This window comes from Casimicrobium huifangae, assembly GCF_009746125.1.
Lineage (GTDB): Bacteria > Pseudomonadota > Gammaproteobacteria > Burkholderiales > Casimicrobiaceae > Casimicrobium > Casimicrobium huifangae.
Genome location: NZ_CP041352.1, coordinates 3,073,321 through 3,089,494, shown reverse-complemented (window position 1 = coordinate 3,089,494; position 16,174 = coordinate 3,073,321). Strand labels below are relative to the sequence as shown.

The 16,174-nt window shown below is 61.5% G+C and carries 15 protein-coding genes and 1 tRNA gene; 10 read left to right on the top strand and 6 right to left on the bottom strand.

Translation table 11 applies throughout. The features are described from left to right. The first annotated feature begins 1 nt into the window (after position 1). Complete coding sequence (locus tag FKL89_RS13930) at positions 2–859, top strand: class III extradiol dioxygenase subunit beta (RefSeq protein WP_156863382.1); 858 nt, start codon at positions 2–4, stop codon at positions 857–859. After that, positions 856–1,812 carry a Gfo/Idh/MocA family oxidoreductase gene (locus FKL89_RS13925; protein ID WP_156863381.1) on the top strand — a complete coding sequence of 319 codons (957 nt, stop codon included), beginning with the start codon at positions 856–858 and terminating at the stop codon, positions 1,810–1,812. Before FKL89_RS13930 ends, FKL89_RS13925 begins: the two co-directional genes overlap by 4 nt. Before the next feature lie 13 nt (positions 1,813–1,825). Here the strand turns inward: FKL89_RS13925 and FKL89_RS13920 are convergent, their stop codons facing one another. Beyond that, a complete protein-coding gene (locus FKL89_RS13920; RefSeq protein WP_156864709.1) occupies positions 1,826–2,728 on the bottom strand; it encodes a LysR family transcriptional regulator in 903 nt (300 codons plus the stop codon). Between the two features lie 151 nt (positions 2,729–2,879). On the opposite strand from FKL89_RS13920, the gene FKL89_RS13915 reads away from it, so the two are divergent. Together FKL89_RS13915 and FKL89_RS13910 are read left to right on the top strand one after the other, a co-directional pair. After that, complete coding sequence (locus FKL89_RS13915) at positions 2,880–3,221, top strand: protocatechuate 4,5-dioxygenase subunit alpha (protein WP_238363361.1); 342 nt, start codon at positions 2,880–2,882, stop codon at positions 3,219–3,221. Between the two features lie 32 nt (positions 3,222–3,253). Beyond that, complete coding sequence (locus FKL89_RS13910; RefSeq protein ID WP_156863379.1) at positions 3,254–4,090, top strand: class III extradiol dioxygenase family protein; 837 nt, start codon at positions 3,254–3,256, stop codon at positions 4,088–4,090. Between the two features lie 196 nt (positions 4,091–4,286). On the opposite strand, the gene FKL89_RS13905 is transcribed toward FKL89_RS13910, so the two are convergent. Both FKL89_RS13905 and FKL89_RS13900 read right to left on the bottom strand, forming a co-directional pair. Beyond that, a tRNA-Pro gene (locus tag FKL89_RS13905) sits at positions 4,287–4,363 on the bottom strand. A 78-nt stretch (positions 4,364–4,441) separates the two neighbouring features. Next, positions 4,442–5,509: a polyprenyl synthetase family protein gene (locus tag FKL89_RS13900; protein WP_156863378.1), complete on the bottom strand. Its 1,068-nt coding sequence runs from the start codon at positions 5,507–5,509 to the stop codon at positions 4,442–4,444. Positions 5,510–5,941: 432 nt separating this feature from the next. Here FKL89_RS13900 and rplU point away from each other — a divergent pair, with 432 nt between their 5' ends. Together rplU and rpmA are read left to right on the top strand one after the other, a co-directional pair. Continuing rightward, positions 5,942–6,298, top strand: a complete 357-nt coding sequence (rplU, locus tag FKL89_RS13895; protein ID WP_156864708.1) for a 50S ribosomal protein L21 — start codon at positions 5,942–5,944, stop codon at positions 6,296–6,298. 12 nt (positions 6,299–6,310) lie between these two features. Then, positions 6,311–6,583 carry a 50S ribosomal protein L27 gene (gene rpmA / locus FKL89_RS13890; protein ID WP_156863377.1) on the top strand — a complete coding sequence of 91 codons (273 nt, stop codon included), beginning with the start codon at positions 6,311–6,313 and terminating at the stop codon, positions 6,581–6,583. Between the two features lie 99 nt (positions 6,584–6,682). Here the strand turns inward: rpmA and lptG are convergent, their stop codons facing one another. Both lptG and lptF read right to left on the bottom strand, forming a co-directional pair. After that, positions 6,683–7,750: an LPS export ABC transporter permease LptG gene (gene lptG, locus FKL89_RS13885; protein ID WP_156863376.1), complete on the bottom strand. Its 1,068-nt coding sequence runs from the start codon at positions 7,748–7,750 to the stop codon at positions 6,683–6,685. After that, a complete protein-coding gene (gene lptF, locus FKL89_RS13880; RefSeq protein WP_156863375.1) occupies positions 7,747–8,871 on the bottom strand; it encodes an LPS export ABC transporter permease LptF in 1,125 nt (374 codons plus the stop codon). The genes lptG and lptF overlap by 4 nt, the downstream gene beginning before the upstream one ends. A gap of 86 nt (positions 8,872–8,957) precedes the next feature. Here lptF and FKL89_RS13875 point away from each other — a divergent pair, with 86 nt between their 5' ends. The 4 genes from FKL89_RS13875 to FKL89_RS13860 all read left to right on the top strand — a co-directional run bounded on the left by FKL89_RS13875 (position 8,958) and on the right by FKL89_RS13860 (position 14,795). After that, the gene (locus tag FKL89_RS13875; RefSeq protein WP_181955197.1) at positions 8,958–10,433 is read left to right on the top strand and encodes a leucyl aminopeptidase; all 1,476 of its coding nucleotides are present in this window, start codon (positions 8,958–8,960) and stop codon (positions 10,431–10,433) included. Positions 10,434–10,492: 59 nt separating this feature from the next. Beyond that, positions 10,493–10,915: a DNA polymerase III subunit chi gene (locus FKL89_RS13870; protein ID WP_156863374.1), complete on the top strand. Its 423-nt coding sequence runs from the start codon at positions 10,493–10,495 to the stop codon at positions 10,913–10,915. Between the two features lie 112 nt (positions 10,916–11,027). Next, positions 11,028–11,672 carry a hypothetical protein gene (locus FKL89_RS13865; protein ID WP_156863373.1) on the top strand — a complete coding sequence of 215 codons (645 nt, stop codon included), beginning with the start codon at positions 11,028–11,030 and terminating at the stop codon, positions 11,670–11,672. A 267-nt stretch (positions 11,673–11,939) separates the two neighbouring features. After that, complete coding sequence (locus tag FKL89_RS13860; protein WP_156863372.1) at positions 11,940–14,795, top strand: valine--tRNA ligase; 2,856 nt, start codon at positions 11,940–11,942, stop codon at positions 14,793–14,795. Between the two features lie 53 nt (positions 14,796–14,848). Here the strand turns inward: FKL89_RS13860 and FKL89_RS13855 are convergent, their stop codons facing one another. Then, complete coding sequence (locus tag FKL89_RS13855) at positions 14,849–16,018, bottom strand: ABC transporter substrate-binding protein (RefSeq protein ID WP_156863371.1); 1,170 nt, start codon at positions 16,016–16,018, stop codon at positions 14,849–14,851. Positions 16,019–16,174: the final 156 nt, after the last annotated feature.

The following is a 16,174-nucleotide window of genomic DNA, read 5'->3' as shown; positions in this document are numbered from 1 at the left end:
CATGGCAAAAATCACCGCATCCGTCTTCACTTCGCACGTCCCGGCCATCGGTGCCGCGCTCGACCTCGGCAAGGACAAAGAGCCCTATTGGCAGCCGCTGTTCAAGGGCTACGAATATTCCAAGCAGTGGATGAAGGACAACACGCCCGACGTGATCTTCCTTGTCTACAACGACCACGCTACTGCGTTCAGTCTGGAGATGATCCCGACTTTCGCCATTGGCTGTGCTGATCAGTTTCAACCGGCGGACGAAGGCTACGGTGCGCGGCCAGTGCCGGTGGTGCAGGGGCACCCTGAGCTTGCGGCGCACATTGCGCAATCGGTCATCCAGCAGGATTTCGATCTCACCATCGTCAACAAGATGGACGTTGATCACGGCCTGACAGTGCCGCTCTCGCTGATGTGCGGGCAGCCTGCGGCATGGCCCTGCCGGGTGATTCCGTTCGCGGTCAACGTGGTGCAATACCCGGTGCCCTCGGGCCGTCGTTGCTACAACCTGGGCCGCGCCATTCGCAATGCCATCGAATCCTACGATGAACCCCTCAACGTGCACATCTGGGGCACCGGCGGCATGAGCCACCAGTTGCAGGGGCCGCGTGCTGGCCTGATCAATGCCGAGTGGGATAACAAATTCCTGGATCGCCTTATTGCCGATCCGGATGACCTCGCCAACGTGCCGCACATTGAATACGTGCGTGAGGCAGGCAGTGAGGGCATCGAGCTGGTGATGTGGCTGATCGCACGCGGTGCCATGAGCGACAACTTCGGTGGCCCTCCACCCACCGTCAAGCACCGCTTCTTTCACGTCCCGGCGTCAAACACGGCGGTGGGCCACCTGATTCTGGAGAACAAACAATGAGCAAGACCATCAAAGTCGCACTGGCAGGCGCCGGCGCCTTCGGCATCAAGCATCTTGACGCGATCAAGCTGATCGACGGCGTGGAAGTGATCTCGCTGATCAGCCGCGATCTCGACAAAACGAAAGAGGTCGCCAGCAAGTACGGCATCGGTCACGTCACCACCGATCTCGCCGACAGCCTGGCACTGAAAGAGCTGGACGCAGTGATTCTTTGCACGCCCACGCAGATGCACGCCGCGCAGACGACCGCCTGCCTCAACGCGGGCAAGCATGTGCAGGTGGAGATTCCGCTCTGTGATGTGCTGAAGGAAGGCGAGGCCGTCGTCGAGTTGCAGAAGAAAACCGGGCTGGTGGCCATGTGTGGCCACACCCGTCGCTTCAACCCGAGCCATCAGTGGGTGCACAAGAAGATCAGGGCGGGCGAATTCAACATCCAGCAGATGGATGTGCAGACCTATTTCTTCCGCCGCACCAACATGAACGCGCTGGGCCAGCCGCGGAGCTGGACGGACCACCTGCTGTGGCATCACGCTGCGCACACCGTGGATCTGTTCGCCTATCAGTGCGGCAGCCCCATCGTGCAGGCCAATGCCGTACAGGGGCCGATTCATCCGGCGCTGGGCATCGCGATGGATATGTCGATTCAGCTGAAAGCAGCCAACGGCGCGATCTGCACGCTGAGCCTCTCATTCAACAACGACGGCCCGCTCGGCACCTTCTTCCGCTACATCGGTGACACCGGTACCTATATCGCCCGCTACGACGATCTGGTGAACGGCAAGGAAGAAAAGATCGACGTCAGCAAGGTCGATGTTTCAATGAACGGCATCGAACTGCAGGACCGCGAATTCTTCGCCGCCATCAAGGAAGGCCGCGAACCCAACGGCAGCGTCGCGCAAGTACTGCCCTGCTATCAGGTGCTCAACAAGCTGGAGCGGCAACTGGCGCTGTAGTCCTGCCGTCAGCCTACAGTTTGAGCGTGGCGACGCAGGCCAGCACTTGCTCGCGTAACCAGCGAAACGCAGGGTCGTCGTGGTAGCGGCGGTGCCAGACCAGATACATCGGCATGCGCGGGCATTTGATCGGCACTTTGGCGTCGGCGAGGCCAGCGAGCAGGTGGGTGCGTAGCCGCCCCGGCACAGTGGCGAGCAGCGTTGTCCCGCGCAGGAACGGCGTGATACCGGCGAAACCGGGCACCATAATCCGAAAATGCCTCGTGATGCCGTGCGCCGCCATCCAGTGATCAAGGTCGAGTGGGCGCCGGGGTTGGTAGACAACGGTGACGTGCTCGGCGTCCAGGTATGCCTTGCGCGTAATGGGCGCATCGCGCATTGCCGGGTCGTAGAACACGCGATAGTCATCTTCGAAGAGCTGTCGTTGCACAACATCGCTGCCATCCGGTGGGCGCGGTGTGATGACGAGCTGGCAGTGCTCGTCGCGCAGCATCTCCAGCGACGGAATGCCTGAGGGAATGACGCGCAGCGTAACGTTCGGTGCGCTCTCGCGCAGCCTCGCCGCGAGAGCCGGCAGCAACAGGTCGCGCTGAAAATCGTTCGCAGCGATGGTGACGGTGGCGGTCCACGATGCGGGCTGCCACTTGGGGGCGCGGCTGAATTGCTCCAGCTCGTGCAGAAGGCCGAGCGCGCGCTCGGCAAGGCTCAACGCATGTGCAGTCGCCACGATGCCGCGCCCCGATTTGACGAAGAGCGCGTCGTGCGTGATCGCGCGCAACCGGTCGAGCGTATGGCTGACGGCGGATTGTGTGACCCCGAGTCGCACGGCTGCTGCCGTGACTGATTGTTCCTCCGCGACAGCGACGAGCACGTTCAGCGCACGCGCATCAATCTGCAACCAATCGATTTCGTTCATGGAATAGATGATGAAGCATCTATTTATTGAAATCAAGGCCTTGGTCAGAATGTGGTTATTCGAGTGCGCAGTTGGCGCGTCGCCGGCAATGCTGACGAATGCGGCAAACGATATCGCCCCCGGCACAACATTCATCCAGCAGGAGCCTCGCGTGAGCGAATACCCCCCCATCCCCGGCACCACCCTGTTTGACGGCAGTCAGGCCCGCAAGGGCTATGCCCTCAACAAGATGTGCTTCTCCTTCAACTCGGCGGCGTGCCGTGAGGAGTTTGTGCGTGACGAAGAAGCGTACATGCATAAGTACGGCCTCAACGAAGAGCAGGCGGCAGGCATCCGCGGTCGCGATGTGCTCGGCCTGATCCGTGCTGGCGGCAACGCCTACTACCTCGCGAAATTCGCCGGCATCCTCGGCCTCAACATGCAGGACATCGGCGCGTTGCAGACTGGCATGACCGTGGACGAGTTCAAGGCCAAACTCAAGGCGTATGCCTAAGCCGACCAACCAAGGATAAGCAGAGAAATCACATGGCAAAAATTGTCGGCATGCTCACCACGTCCCACGTCCCCGCGATCGGGGGCGCGATCGCGAAAAACCTGCAGCAGGATGCGTACTGGAAGCCGTTTTTCGATGGCTTCATCCCCGTGCGGAAATGGCTTGACGAGACCAAGCCAGATGTTGCGGTCGTCCTTTACAACGATCACGGCCTGAACTTCTTCCTCGACAAGATGCCGACCTTCTCGGTCGGCGCCGCGCCCGAATATCACAACGCGGACGAGGGCTGGGGCATCCCCACACTGGCGCCGACGCGCGGCGACGTTGATCTGTCGTGGCACCTGATCAACAAGCTGATTGATCGCGAGTTCGACATCACCACCTGCCAGGAGATGCTGGTGGATCACGCGTTCACCATTCCGCTGAAACTCTTCTGGCCGCAAAGCCCGTGTCCGATCCCGGCAGTGCCGGTTTGCATCAACACCGTGCAATTCCCGCTGCCTTCAGCCAGGCGTTGCTATGCCTTCGGTCAGGCGGTGGGTGATGCGATTCGCAGCTGGGACAGCAACAAGAAGGTGGTGGTGATCGGCACGGGCGGCCTGTCGCACCAGCTGGACGGCGAACGTGCTGGCTTCATCAACAAGGACTTCGATCTCAAGTTCATGGACAGCATGATCCACGACCCGGCGTGGGCGACGCAGTTCTCGATCCATGAACTGGTGGAAAAGACCGGTACGCAGGGCGTGGAGCTGTTGATGTGGCTCGCAGCGCGCGCAGCGGTGCCGGGCACGCTGAAGAAGATCCACAGCAACTATCACATCCCGATTTCCAACACGGCCTCGGGGTTGATGGCGCTGGCGACGGTTTAGGCCGTACAGACTAGCTGCGAGGGGGGCGAGTGCTTGCCGGGCATTGCATTGAGGCCGCGGCAGCCAGTAGCGCGGCACGGACACAACGCCGGAGCGCAGAGGCTTCGCGCCTACGACCGGCGAGTCGTGACGACGTGTGCGCGCAAACGCCCAGGCAGACAGGCTGACCGCGCTATTGACTTGGGAAGAATGGAATTGGTCGGGGTGAGAGGATTCGAACCTCCGGCCTCTACGTCCCGAACGTAGCGCTCTACCAGGCTAAGCTACACCCCGACTTGGACTCGACTGATCGGTGCCGTGTACAGGCATCGCAGCCGAAGCAGTTTGACGATTCAGACGTCTGCTGACAACTCAGACGTTGCGTTTAACTGCGTAAGAACATAATTCTAGCATCCATTGCTTGGCTGCGCTATCTGGCAGCGTGGCAATCTCCGCTGCGGCGGCCTGCGCTTCGCTCTGGGCCCGCGCCAGCGAACTATCCAGCGCGCCGCAGGACTCGAGCACCTCCATGACCTGCTGGAACTGTTCAGGCTCCACGGCATGCGGTTTTGACAAAACGCTACGCACCAGTGCCTTGCCTGCGTCGCTGCCGCGTTGCAGTGCAAGGATGATGGGCAGTGTCAGTTTGCCTTCTGCCAGGTCGTCCCCGAGGCTCTTGCCGAGCGTGCTGGCTTCGCCGCGATAGTCAAGCACGTCGTCGGCAATCTGGAAGGCCACGCCGAGTCGCCGGCTGTATTCAGACATCGCGCGCTCGGTGCGCGCGTCAGCGCCGGCAGCGATAGCCCCCAGCGCACCGGCCGCCTCGAACAGCTTGGCGGTCTTGGCCTCGATGACCTGCATATAGTCCGCTTCGCTCAGGTCGAGCCGACCCAGCGCCATCAGCTGCATCACTTCGCCTTCAGCGATGCGGTTGGTGGCTTCAGACAGCAGCTCCAGCACGCGCAGCTTGCCGGTGCCAACCATGACCTGAAACGCCCGGCTGTAAAGGAAATCGCCCACCAGCACGCTGGCAGCATTGCCGAATTCGGCGTTGGCGGTGGCACGACCGCGGCGCAGGTCGGATTCGTCCACGACGTCATCATGCAGCAGCGTGGCGGTGTGGATCAGCTCCACCGTGGCCGCGAGGTCGATGACCAGTGGCGACAGTGGATTGGTGCCCAAGGCCTGCGCCGACAGAAACACCAGCACCGGCCGCAGGCGCTTGCCGCCCGCAGAAACGATGTAGTCTGAAATGGCGCGAATCAGTGCAACGTCCGAATCCAGCGTGGCACGCAACCGGGTGTCGAGCGCGCCCAATTCCGCCTGCAGATGCCGCTGCAATCCGGCAGCCGTCCGGCCAGACTGGCCCGGCGTGCGTTCCGCTGGGGCTACAGGTGGCACGGCTTGCACGGGGCGAGAGCCAACGACTTCAGAGTACATACAGCAAATTGTAGCCAGCGGGGTGAGTAGTGACTGACGGCGTGCTCCGATATCGGGCATGCGTTTGCGACGCTGCTAGCGGCCGCCGCCATTTCGCCGTTGCAGTCGGCAAGTGTGTCTTGCTGCTTTGCCTGGCCGGTAGCTAGCTATCAGCTTTCTAATGAAACGACCATTTTACATGGCTTAAAGCGCAAATATTATGAAAGTCGACTTTGCCATATTTATGCTGTCAGCCCAATTAAATTGGTAATTTCGTTGAAAAGCTGTATCGTTGGCAGTCAACTGTCGATCAGTCTGCTCATTGCCGTCGAGCATGGCGGTCGCGACTCGTGCGCTTGCTCCTCGCATTGGCCCACGCTATAATCGTCGGCTCTCTGCACGTAGCACGTATTGCGCGCCGGGAAAGTCAATCAAATCAAAGGTTTGTTATCCATGTATGCGGTCATAAAAACCGGCGGGAAGCAGTATCGCGTATCCGCTGGCGAAAAATTAAAGGTAGAACAGATACCTGCAGACATCGGCGCAACCATCACTTTCAGTGAAGTGCTCGCCGTTGGTGCGGGCGCTGATGTGGTGTTTGGCGCGCCCCTCGTCGCAGGGGCAAAAGTCGATGCAACGGTCATCGAGCACGGCAAGGGCGACAAGGTTCGCATCTTCAAGATGCGTCGTCGCAAGCACTATCGCAAGAGCCAGGGCCATCGTCAGGGCTACACCGAGGTGCAGTTCTCGGCAATCTACGGCGCCGACGGCAAGGAACTTGCCAAAGCCGAAGCCGCTGCGAGCAACTAACAGGAGTCAGTCATGGCACATAAAAAAGGCGGCGGCTCAACACGCAACGGTCGCGATTCCGAATCGAAACGCCTGGGCGTCAAGTCCTATGGCGGCGAACTGATCAACGCCGGCACCATCATCATGCGCCAGCGTGGTACCACCATCCATCCGGGCGTCAACGTCGGCATGGGCAAGGATCACACGCTGTTCGCGACGGTCACCGGTACGGTGCAGTTCGTGATCAAGGGCGAGAAGAATCGCAAGTACGCGAACATCGTTCCGCTGGCAGCTGCTGCTGAGTAACGCGCTCTTCGCGAGAAGGCAAAACTCTCGCGCAAATCAAAAAAGCACCCTCGGGTGCTTTTTTGTTGTCTGCTGCATTCGCGGTGTCGGACGTCGCCGTTACCTTCGCTCCAGCCGGTAAATCATCGCCGTCGCAGCAGACAGGAAGATCAGTCCGGGCAGCATCGCGCCGAGGAATGGCGGCCACTCGTGCAGCAGCGCGAGATAGGAAAACAGCCGGTTGAACACGATGAACACCAAGCCGAGCAGGATGCCAACGAAGATACGCATACCGACGCCGCCGGCGCGCTGCTGGATCTGGGCGAACGGCAGCGCCAGCAGCACCAGCACGCAGGTGGCGAGCGGGTAGAAGAACTTTCCCCAGAGCGCGACTTCGAACCGTCGCGAATCCTGCCGGTTTGCCTGCAAGTGCGCGATGTATTCCCACAGGCCGCTGATCGACAGCCGTCCCGGTTCAACCTGCAGCACCGACAGCATGTTCGGTGTAAGCACCGAGCGCCATTCGGCCTTGTCACTCTGCGACACTGTGACCTCGCGACCAAAGCTGGTTTCGGTCACACGATCAAGCGTCCATTGCTGGCCGCCGAGGAAGGTCGCCGCCTCGGCAGTCATGGTTCGCCCGAGATGCGTGGCGTCGCGATACTCGAACACGCGTACCTTGCGCAACGATCCATCCGGCAGCACGCTGCCGATGTTGATGAATGTGTTGCCGTCCTTGAACCAGAACCCAGATTCAAAGGCACGTGCGACGTAGGGGCGAGCGCCGGCAAACGCGCGCACGCGCAACACCAGCTGCTCGGCGCGAGGCACCACATATTCACCAATCACGAATACAGCGCCGGCGACAACCAGACTGACACCGAACAGCACCATGGCCACCTGCAGCACCGACACGCCGGACGTACGCATGACGCCATACTCGCTGTTGCTGGCCAGTTGTGCCAGTGCGAACAGGGTACCGATCAGCGCAGCCACCGGCAACAGTTCATAAAGGTGACCGGGGATGGTTGCCGCCACCAGCACCAGAAACTGCGCGGCATTCAATGCGCGCAGCGAGCCCAGTTCGGCGAGCAGGTCGTAAAACACCCATAGCATCAGCAGCGCCGCCAATACCAGCAGCGTAGAGGCGGCGACTTCCTTTGCCAGGTAGCGGCTCAGCGTTTTCATGCCGCGCTTCCGTGGTCGGTGGTCGTGGCTTGCGTGCGGCTGCGCCAGATGAACACCGCACCCCGGTACCGATAGTAGAAGACGCCGGCAACGATGGCTGCCAGCGACAGATGAAAGACCAGCAGGGCTGCGATCAGCCCGATGCGCTGCTGGTCAATCTGCGCCTGAATGATGTTCATCACGTTCAGCGAGATCATCAGCAGCAGGATCGCGATGATCAGATTGATCGACCGCCCCAGCCGCGGATTGACGTATGCCAGCGGGATTGCCAGTAGCGCCAGCGCGATACCCGCGATGGGGACGGAAAGCCGGTAAAACACCTGACCGAGGCCCGATGGCGTGCCCTCCTGGAGCAAGGCAATGGTGTCCTTGGCGCGTTCTTCCAGCGGATCATCCTTGACCTCGTTGCCCGTCATGCGAATGCCGTAGCGATCAAAACTGGCAAATTCGTACTCGTTGGGCCCCGCCTGTGCGCTGGTGTGCTTTACGCGATTGCCCTTTTCGAGGATCACGTAGCGGTCACCGGTCTTGTCCTGGTAGAGAAAGCCTTGCAACGCACGCACCAGCCACTGCCCATTGGGGTCGTCGGCAAACACAAAGACGTTCTTGATGGTGCCGTCGATCAGGTTGACACCTTCAACGAAGTACACCTGCTTGGTCTTGCGCAGTTCCTGAAAGAGTCCCGGGGCAAGCACCGACAGCTCGTCGCGCGCCTCGAGAATCCGCCGGTACTCAATCGAGCGCCGCTCGGCCCATGGCGACAGCACGGTCGACAGCACCATCGCGATCACCAGCATCGGCAACGCGAAAGTGAGTACCGGCCGCACCCAGGAGAGCAGGCTTTGCCCGCTCGACATCCAGATCGCCATCTCACTGTCGCGCCACCCGCGGGAAAGCGTCAGCAGGATCGACACGAACATGGCGATCACGATCAGCGGCGGCAGCTGCGAGATCAGGCGAAAGCCCACCAGCGGAATCAGACCATCGGTCGGCAACGAACCAGCGGAGGCTGCGCCGATCAGCTTGATCAGGAATTGCGTGACAAGGATAGCCACCAGCACCACGAAGACATAGATCGCGTTGGTGGTCAGCTCGCGCAGCAGGGCGCGTCGGAAGATCATGGGGGGGCGGCGGAGCGCGCGGGCGCTTTGGCGATAATTGCAGAGTTTACCTACTGAACCATTTTTGTAATAAGGAAGATCGAACCATGATCGACTTTTCGCTGCGCGCCGACCATCCGTCCAATACCAAGACCGATGTCGTCGCGGTTGCCGTACACGAGGGCCAGAAGCTCTCCTGGGCGGCGCAGGACATCGACAAGGCCAGCAAGGGTGCGCTGGCTGCGGCGGTGAAAGCCGCGTCGTTTGCCGGGCGCGCCGGCGCGGTGCTGCCGCTGTTCAATCTGACAGGTGTGAGTGCCGCCCGCGTTGTCGTCTACGGTGCTGGCAGTGGCAACGCGCTGAGCGCCAAGGACGCGCGTGCGACGGGCCGCGCCCTGGCAGCGTGTGCAGTTGAGCTGGAGCAGGCCGAGCTGACGGTATTCCCGCTGGCAGAAGGTGCCGTTGATGCCATGCAGCAGATGGTGCTGGGTGTCTCCGACGCGACCTACCGCTTTGATGAAACCAAGGGCACCAGCACCAAGCCGAAACCTGCCCTCAAGCGCGTGCGCTTCGGCATGCCGGAGGCTGCGGCCAAGGCCGCACCGGCGGCGCTCAAGAACGCAGTGGCGATGACGCACGGCATCGAGTTCACCAAATACCTCGGCAATCTGCCGGCCAATCACTGCACGCCGACACGCCTGGGCGACGAAGCGAAGAAGCTCGCCAAGTCGCACGGCCTCAAGGTGACTGTGATGGATCGCAAGGCGATCGAAAAACTGGGCATGGGCTCGTTCCTTTCGGTGACCAACGGCAGTGAAGAGCCGCCACGTTTCATCGTGTTTGAATACAGCGGCGGCAAGAAGGGTGACGCGCCGACGGTGTTTGTCGGCAAGGGCGTCACCTTCGATACCGGCGGCATCTCGCTGAAACCGGCGGGTGACATGGACCACATGAAGTGGGACATGTCCGGTGCCGGCACGGTGTTCGGCGTGATGAAAGCGGTGGCCGAACTGAAGCCCAAGCAGAACATCGTCGGTCTCGTCGTCGCCTGCGAAAACATGCCGTCGGGCAAGGCCACCAAACCCGGTGACGTGTTCAAGAGCATGAGCGGGCAGACCATCGAAGTGCTCAACACCGATGCCGAAGGCCGTCTGATCCTCTGCGACGCGCTGACCTACGCCGAGCGCTTCAAGCCGAAGGCGGTGATCGACATTGCCACCCTGACCGGCGCCTGTGTGGTTGCGTTGGGCAGTCACAACGCCGGCTTGTTCGCCAGCAACGACAAGCTCGCGGATGACATCCTCGCCGCCGGCAAGAAGATGAACGACCGCTTCTGGCGCATGCCGCTGGAGGAGGACTATCAGGAAGCGCTCAACTCCAACTTTGCCGACATGGCCAACGTGGCCGGTCGCGAAGGCGGGGCGATCACCGCCGCCTGCTTCCTGTGGCGTTTCACCAAAAAGTACGACTGGGCGCATCTCGACATCGCTGGCGTGGCCTACAAGGGCTCGGGCAAGGAGAAGGGCGCAACTGGTCGTCCGGTCGCAGCACTGGTTGACTATGTGATGGCCAACGAAAAGTGAGCGATGCGCAGTGAGTATGGCGTCGATCACCGTTTACATGCTCACTGCTCGCTGAAGCAATGACCGAAATCAGCTTCTACTCCGGCGTTGCCAATCCGCTGTCGGCGACCGCGAAGCTGGTGGCGAAGGCCTATGCGCAGGGGCGGCGGGTGCGGGTGGTGACACCCGATGCCGCCGCCACCGCAACGCTGGACAAGCTGCTCTGGGAACTGGAGCCCGAAGGGTTCCTGCCGCACGTCAACCTGGCCTCGCCGCATGCGGCGAAGACGCCGATCATCGTCGACCACGCGCGCGAGCACAGCGGCGCGATCGACGTGCTGATCAATCTTGGCACCGAGCCGCCGCCATTCTTCGCCCGCTTCGAGCGCATGTTCGAGATCATCGGACGTGATGACGAGGGCGCCACTGCCGGGCGGGAACGCTGGAAGTTCTACAAAGAACGCGGCTATCCGCTGACGCATACGGTGATGCAGGCGAACTAGCGCGGTGGTCTCGTCGCCCGCTGGCGACAGGGCAGCACGCTGATGACAACAGCATTGCAGACAGCCCAAGACGCGGGCTTTCTACCGACACTTTTGCGCGCATAATGTTTGCATGAGCACGCCCGCCGCCAAAGATCTGCTTGCGCAAGCTGACCGCATGATGCGTCAGCGCGTACCGGAAGAATTGCCGGTGCTGACCGATCTGATTGTCGAAGAGATCGAGATTGGCGATACCGAGGCACCGCGTCCCACGCTGGCCGCACCGCCGGCGATTGCCCGCACGCAGCCGGCGCCGGCAACAGCTGCTGTGCCCACTGTGCGTAAACCGGCGCCGCCCGCTCCATCGGTGCCCGCGTCGTCTGCGGCGCCGGGCAGTGCCGCCAGCGCGAATGCTGCGCCACGCGTTGGCCCGCCGCCGGCGTTGCGCGATACAACGCCACACACGCCCATTGCCGCGGCGCCGAACACGGCCAGCGGGGCCAGCGCCCGCGAGCAATTCAACGCATTGCTGATCAGCCGGCTGGAGGAAATGCGCCACAGCGTCTACAGCCAGGTCATGCAGCAACTTGAGCTACATGCTGCCGGTTCGCTGAAAACGCATTTGCGTGAGTCGTTGACGGTGGCGCTGGCCGACATTGCCCGCGACATCGCTGATCAGGTCGCCGAAGACACGTCAACGCAGGTGCGCGACGTCGTTTCCCGCGCCGTGGATGGCGAGATCGCGCGTTTGCGCGAGCAGTTGTCGAAGCGGCGTTAAGTCGCGTCTTGGGTGGCAGGGCGTTGAAACCGCCGCTGCCAATCAGGCTCGGTCAACGCACCGCACATCGAGGCGTGCAGCTTTTTGTTGAAATCCTTATTAAAATTGGGCTGCGAGCGGTAAAACGGCAAATATCGACTTTTGAAAAAATTGGCGATCTCGCCCTTATTGGATAAAGCTTTTACGGAAAAGCTGTAACTCTCGCGGTTACAATTTTCGCTTCCGCTAATTCAATGCTGCCGCGCCCGTCGCGGCGTTTTTGTCGCCATGTCCGCCACTGCCAACAGCCCGGCCGCCCAAAGCGCGCTCGATTCCCTCTCCAAGTCATTCGAACCGAAAGCCATTGAATCCAGGTGGTATCCGGTCTGGGAGAGCGCGGGCTATTTCGTCCCCAGTGGCGACGCGTCGAAGCCGGGCTACACCATCCAGTTGCCGCCACCGAACGTGACTGGCACGCTGCACATGGGCCACGCCTTCCAGCAGACGCTGATGGACACCATGATCCGCTACCACCGGATGAAGGGCGACAACACCAACTGGGTCGTTGGCACCGATCACGCCGGCATCGCCACGCAGATCGTCGTGGAGCGGCAGTTGCAGGCGCAAGGCAGCTCGCGCCACGACCTCGGCCGCGATGAATTTACCAAACGCGTGTGGCAGTGGAAGGAGCAATCCGGCTCCACCATCACTCGGCAGATGCGTCGCCTCGGCGCGTCGGCCAACTGGAGCTTCGCTGATGCCAGCGGCGCCAACCAGGGCTACTTCACGATGGACAGCCACATGTCGAAAGGCGTGGTGGAGACGTTCGTCAAACTGTTCGAGGAAGGGCTCATCTACCGCGGAAAGCGCCTGGTGAACTGGGACCCGGTGCTGCAGTCCGCCGTGAGCGATCTCGAAGTGGAATCGGTCGAGCGCGACGGCCACATGTGGCACATCCTCTACCCGTTCACGCACGGCCCGATCGACGGCGTCCGGGGCATGCACATCGCCACCACGCGGCCGGAAACGATGATGGCCGACGGCGCTCTCGCGGTGCATCCCGAGGACGAGCGTTACAAGCATCTGATCGGCAAGATGGTCGACATCCCGCTGATGAATCGCAGCATTCCGATCATCGCGGATGATTTCGTTGATCGCGAATTCGGCTCCGGCTGCGTGAAGATCACCGGTGCCCACGACTTCAACGACTACGCCTGCTCGCTGCGGCACAACCTGCCGCTGATCACCATCTTCACGCTCGACGCCCACGTCAACGAGAACGGCCCCAAGGCCTATCAGGGCATGGACCGTTTCGATGCGCGCAAGGCGGTGCTGAGAGACCTCGAAGCGCAGGGCTTCCTCGAAAAGGCCGTGCCGCACAAGCACATGGTGCCGGTGTGCGAGCGCACCGGCCAGATCGTCGAACCGATGCTCACCGATCAGTGGTTTGTCGCCACCAGCAAGCCGACCGCGAAGCACGAGAAGGGCCTTGCCGGCCGCGCGCTGGAAGCGGTGAAGAAGGGTGACATCCGCTTCTTCCCCGAACACTGGGCGCAGACCTACAACCACTGGCTGGAGAACATCCAGGACTGGTGCATCTCGCGCCAGCTCTGGTGGGGGCATCAGATTCCGGCGTGGTACGACGCCGATGGCAAGGTTTATGTCGCACGCAGCGAGACCGATGCACTGAAGCAGAGTGGCGGCAAACCACTCACGCGTGACCCGGACGTGCTCGACACCTGGTTCTCCTCCGCGCTGGTGTGTCACACCACGCTCGGCTGGCCAGACCAGGCGCGCTTTGAAAAGGACAGCGCGTATTTGCCGAGCAACGTGCTCGTCACCGGCAACGACATCATCTTCTTCTGGGTCGCCCGCATGGTGATGATGACGCTGCACTTTACTGACAAAGTGCCCTTCCGCGACGTCTACATCAATGCGATGGTGCGCGACGCCGAAGGCAACAAGATGAGCAAATCGAAGGGAAATGTGCTTGACCCGATCGACCTGCTTGATGGCATTGAGCTGGAGCCACTGGTGGCCAAGTCCACCACTGGCCTGATGCTCGCGTCGCACAAGGAGAAGGCGGAGAAGTACATCCGCAAGAACTTCCCGACCGGCATCCCGGCTTACGGCGCCGACGCGGTGCGCTTCACTTTCGCGTCGCTGAGCAACATGTCGATGACGCTTAACTTCGACCTGAGCCGCTGCGAGGGCTACCGCAACTTCTGCAACAAACTGTGGAACGCCACCCGCTTTGTGCTGATGAATGTGGAAGGCAAAGATTGCGGCATTGACGGCGGCGAGCAGAGCCTGTCGTTCGTCGACCGCTGGCTGCTCGGCCGCCTGCAGATCGCCAAGCGCGACATCGCCGAAGGCCTCGACAGCTACCGCTTTGATTTCGCCGCCAAGGCGCTCTACGAGTTCGTGTGGGACGAATACTGCGACTGGTATGTGGAATGCGCCAAGGTGCAAATCACTGATGCCGACAAGGCAGGCAATGCCGCCGCCGCACGCGGCACCCGCAGCGTGCTGGTACGCGAGCTGGAAGCCACACTGCGTCTGGCGCACCCGATCATGCCTTTCATCAGCGAGGAGCTGTGGCAAAAGGTGGCACCGCTGGCGGGCAAGTCTGGCGCGTCAATCAGCACCCAGCCGTTCCCGAAGTACGGCGCCGAACGCATCAGCGCCGAGGCGAATGCAAAGATGGCGGTGCTCAAGGAATTGGTCACCTCGTGCCGCACGCTGCGCAGCACGATGAAGATCTCGCCGGCAGAACGCGTACCTCTAATCGCGACGGGAGATGCGGTAACGCTGCGCGAATTCGCGCCTTATCTCGCCGCGCTGGCGAAGCTTTCGGAAGTGCGCATTGTTGACGCGCTGCCAGCTAACGACGCCCCTGTGCAGGTGGTTGGTGACTTCCGGTTGATGCTCGAAATCAAGGTTGATCCGGTGGCCGAACGCGCCCGCCTCGACAAGGAGATTGCCCGCCTGACGGCCGAAGTCACCAAGGCCACCGCCAAGCTCGGCAACCCGGCCTTTGCTGACAAGGCACCGGCGGCGGTGGTCGCTCAGGAGAAGGAACGTCTTGCCGGTTTCAGCGCCACGCTGGAAAAGATCACCGCGCAGCGCAAGAACCTCGGCTGACCCGTCGCAGGCAGACGGAGCGGCGCTGGCCGCTCCCTCACCGCAGTGCGGTGTCAGTGCACGAACTGTCCGTTGCCTTTGACTACGACGGTATCGACGTAGCTCAGCCCGGTACGGTCATTCGGGCCGTAGCGCAGCCGCAATCCGCCAAGATCAGTCTCACGCAAACCCTCCAGCGCACTCACCAGTGATTCGCGCGTTACGCGTGGCCCTGCACGCTGCAGCGCCAGCGTCAGCACGCGCGCGTTGATGTAGCCCTCCAGTGAACTGAAACTCGGCTCCGCCTTCGGTGCCACCTTCTCCAGCGCGACGCGATAGTCGCGCACGATATTGGGGGTGCGTGCCCAAGGGAACGGCACTACCTGGGTGAACACCAGTCCGCGCGCGTCCTCGCCGAGCAGCTTCACCATCTGCTGCGCGCCCGAGTTGACCGCCATGAAGCGCGTCTGCCGCTCGAATTTGCGGTCGGCCTTGAAGATCGCCGCGATCGTGCTGTAGCTGCCGTGGTTGAACACGACGTCGATCTTCGCGTCAAAAATTTTCTTCGCCAGTTCTTCGGGTGTTGCTTTGGCATCAAGCGGAAGTGCCAGCGCCAGTGTCTCGCCTTTGGCCGCGAGCAGCTTGCGTACGTTGGCCAGGTGCTTTTCGCCATTGGGGTTGGGCGAGTAAAGAAAACCAATACGTTTCTCGCCGAGCTGCAACGCACTGGCAATCAGGCGCTCGAACTCGTTGTAGTGTGCTGCGCGGATCGGAAAGCTGTAGCGGTTGAATGGCTCGCGCAGATCAGGGGAGCCGGCCGCGCAGCCAACCTGCGGGATCTTCAGCTCCGTGGCCACCTGCAGTCCAGCCACGCAGGGCCCGCCCTCAGCGCCAGAGAACAGTGCCAGTACGTCCGGCATGGCGGCCAGCGAACGGCTATTGGCAGTAGCTTTGGCGCTGTCACCGGCATCATCCAATGTGCGCAGCTCGATGTGACGGCCGACAACACCGCCCGCGCGGTTGAATTCCTCGATGTGCGCCAGCACGCCAAGCACGATGCCGCGACCATGCTCGGCCAGACTACCCGAGGTGGCGATACTTTGCCCGATGAAGATGGGCGGCTGTGGCGCTTGCGCGCCCACACTCGTCGTGTGGAGCAAGCCCAGCAGCGGCAACGAACACAGCATCGCCAGTTGGCGGAGACGGATTCCCGTGCGGGTTGCGGGGAGTGGCTTCGTGTGCATGCGTCAGCGAGCCTTGTGGCTGGAGTACCAATCGGAGACAGGCGGCAGGTGCATTGAGTCCGCCGTCGTCCTAATATCCCACAGCGCGCCCGCTGGCTTGGTGATTTGCGTCACAAAACAACCACGCTGATACGCTTGTCGTATCGTTGTCGTCAC

Excerpts from the sequence above, each read along its gene's own strand:
- FKL89_RS13930 (WP_156863382.1), top strand. The coding sequence starts at position 2 with ATGGCAAAAATCACCGCATCCGTCTTCACTTCGCACGTCCCGGCCATC.
- FKL89_RS13925 (WP_156863381.1), top strand. The coding sequence starts at position 856 with ATGAGCAAGACCATCAAAGTCGCACTGGCAGGCGCCGGCGCCTTCGGC.
- FKL89_RS13920 (WP_156864709.1), bottom strand. The coding sequence starts at position 2,728 with ATGAACGAAATCGATTGGTTGCAGATTGATGCGCGTGCGCTGAACGTG.
- FKL89_RS13910 (WP_156863379.1), top strand. The coding sequence starts at position 3,254 with ATGGCAAAAATTGTCGGCATGCTCACCACGTCCCACGTCCCCGCGATC.
- FKL89_RS13900 (WP_156863378.1), bottom strand. The coding sequence starts at position 5,509 with ATGTACTCTGAAGTCGTTGGCTCTCGCCCCGTGCAAGCCGTGCCACCT.
- rplU (WP_156864708.1), top strand. The coding sequence starts at position 5,942 with ATGTATGCGGTCATAAAAACCGGCGGGAAGCAGTATCGCGTATCCGCT.
- rpmA (WP_156863377.1), top strand. The coding sequence starts at position 6,311 with ATGGCACATAAAAAAGGCGGCGGCTCAACACGCAACGGTCGCGATTCC.
- lptG (WP_156863376.1), bottom strand. The coding sequence starts at position 7,750 with ATGAAAACGCTGAGCCGCTACCTGGCAAAGGAAGTCGCCGCCTCTACG.
- lptF (WP_156863375.1), bottom strand. The coding sequence starts at position 8,871 with ATGATCTTCCGACGCGCCCTGCTGCGCGAGCTGACCACCAACGCGATC.
- FKL89_RS13875 (WP_181955197.1), top strand. The coding sequence starts at position 8,958 with ATGATCGACTTTTCGCTGCGCGCCGACCATCCGTCCAATACCAAGACC.
- FKL89_RS13870 (WP_156863374.1), top strand. The coding sequence starts at position 10,493 with ATGACCGAAATCAGCTTCTACTCCGGCGTTGCCAATCCGCTGTCGGCG.
- FKL89_RS13865 (WP_156863373.1), top strand. The coding sequence starts at position 11,028 with ATGAGCACGCCCGCCGCCAAAGATCTGCTTGCGCAAGCTGACCGCATG.
- FKL89_RS13860 (WP_156863372.1), top strand. The coding sequence starts at position 11,940 with ATGTCCGCCACTGCCAACAGCCCGGCCGCCCAAAGCGCGCTCGATTCC.
- FKL89_RS13855 (WP_156863371.1), bottom strand. The coding sequence starts at position 16,018 with ATGCACACGAAGCCACTCCCCGCAACCCGCACGGGAATCCGTCTCCGC.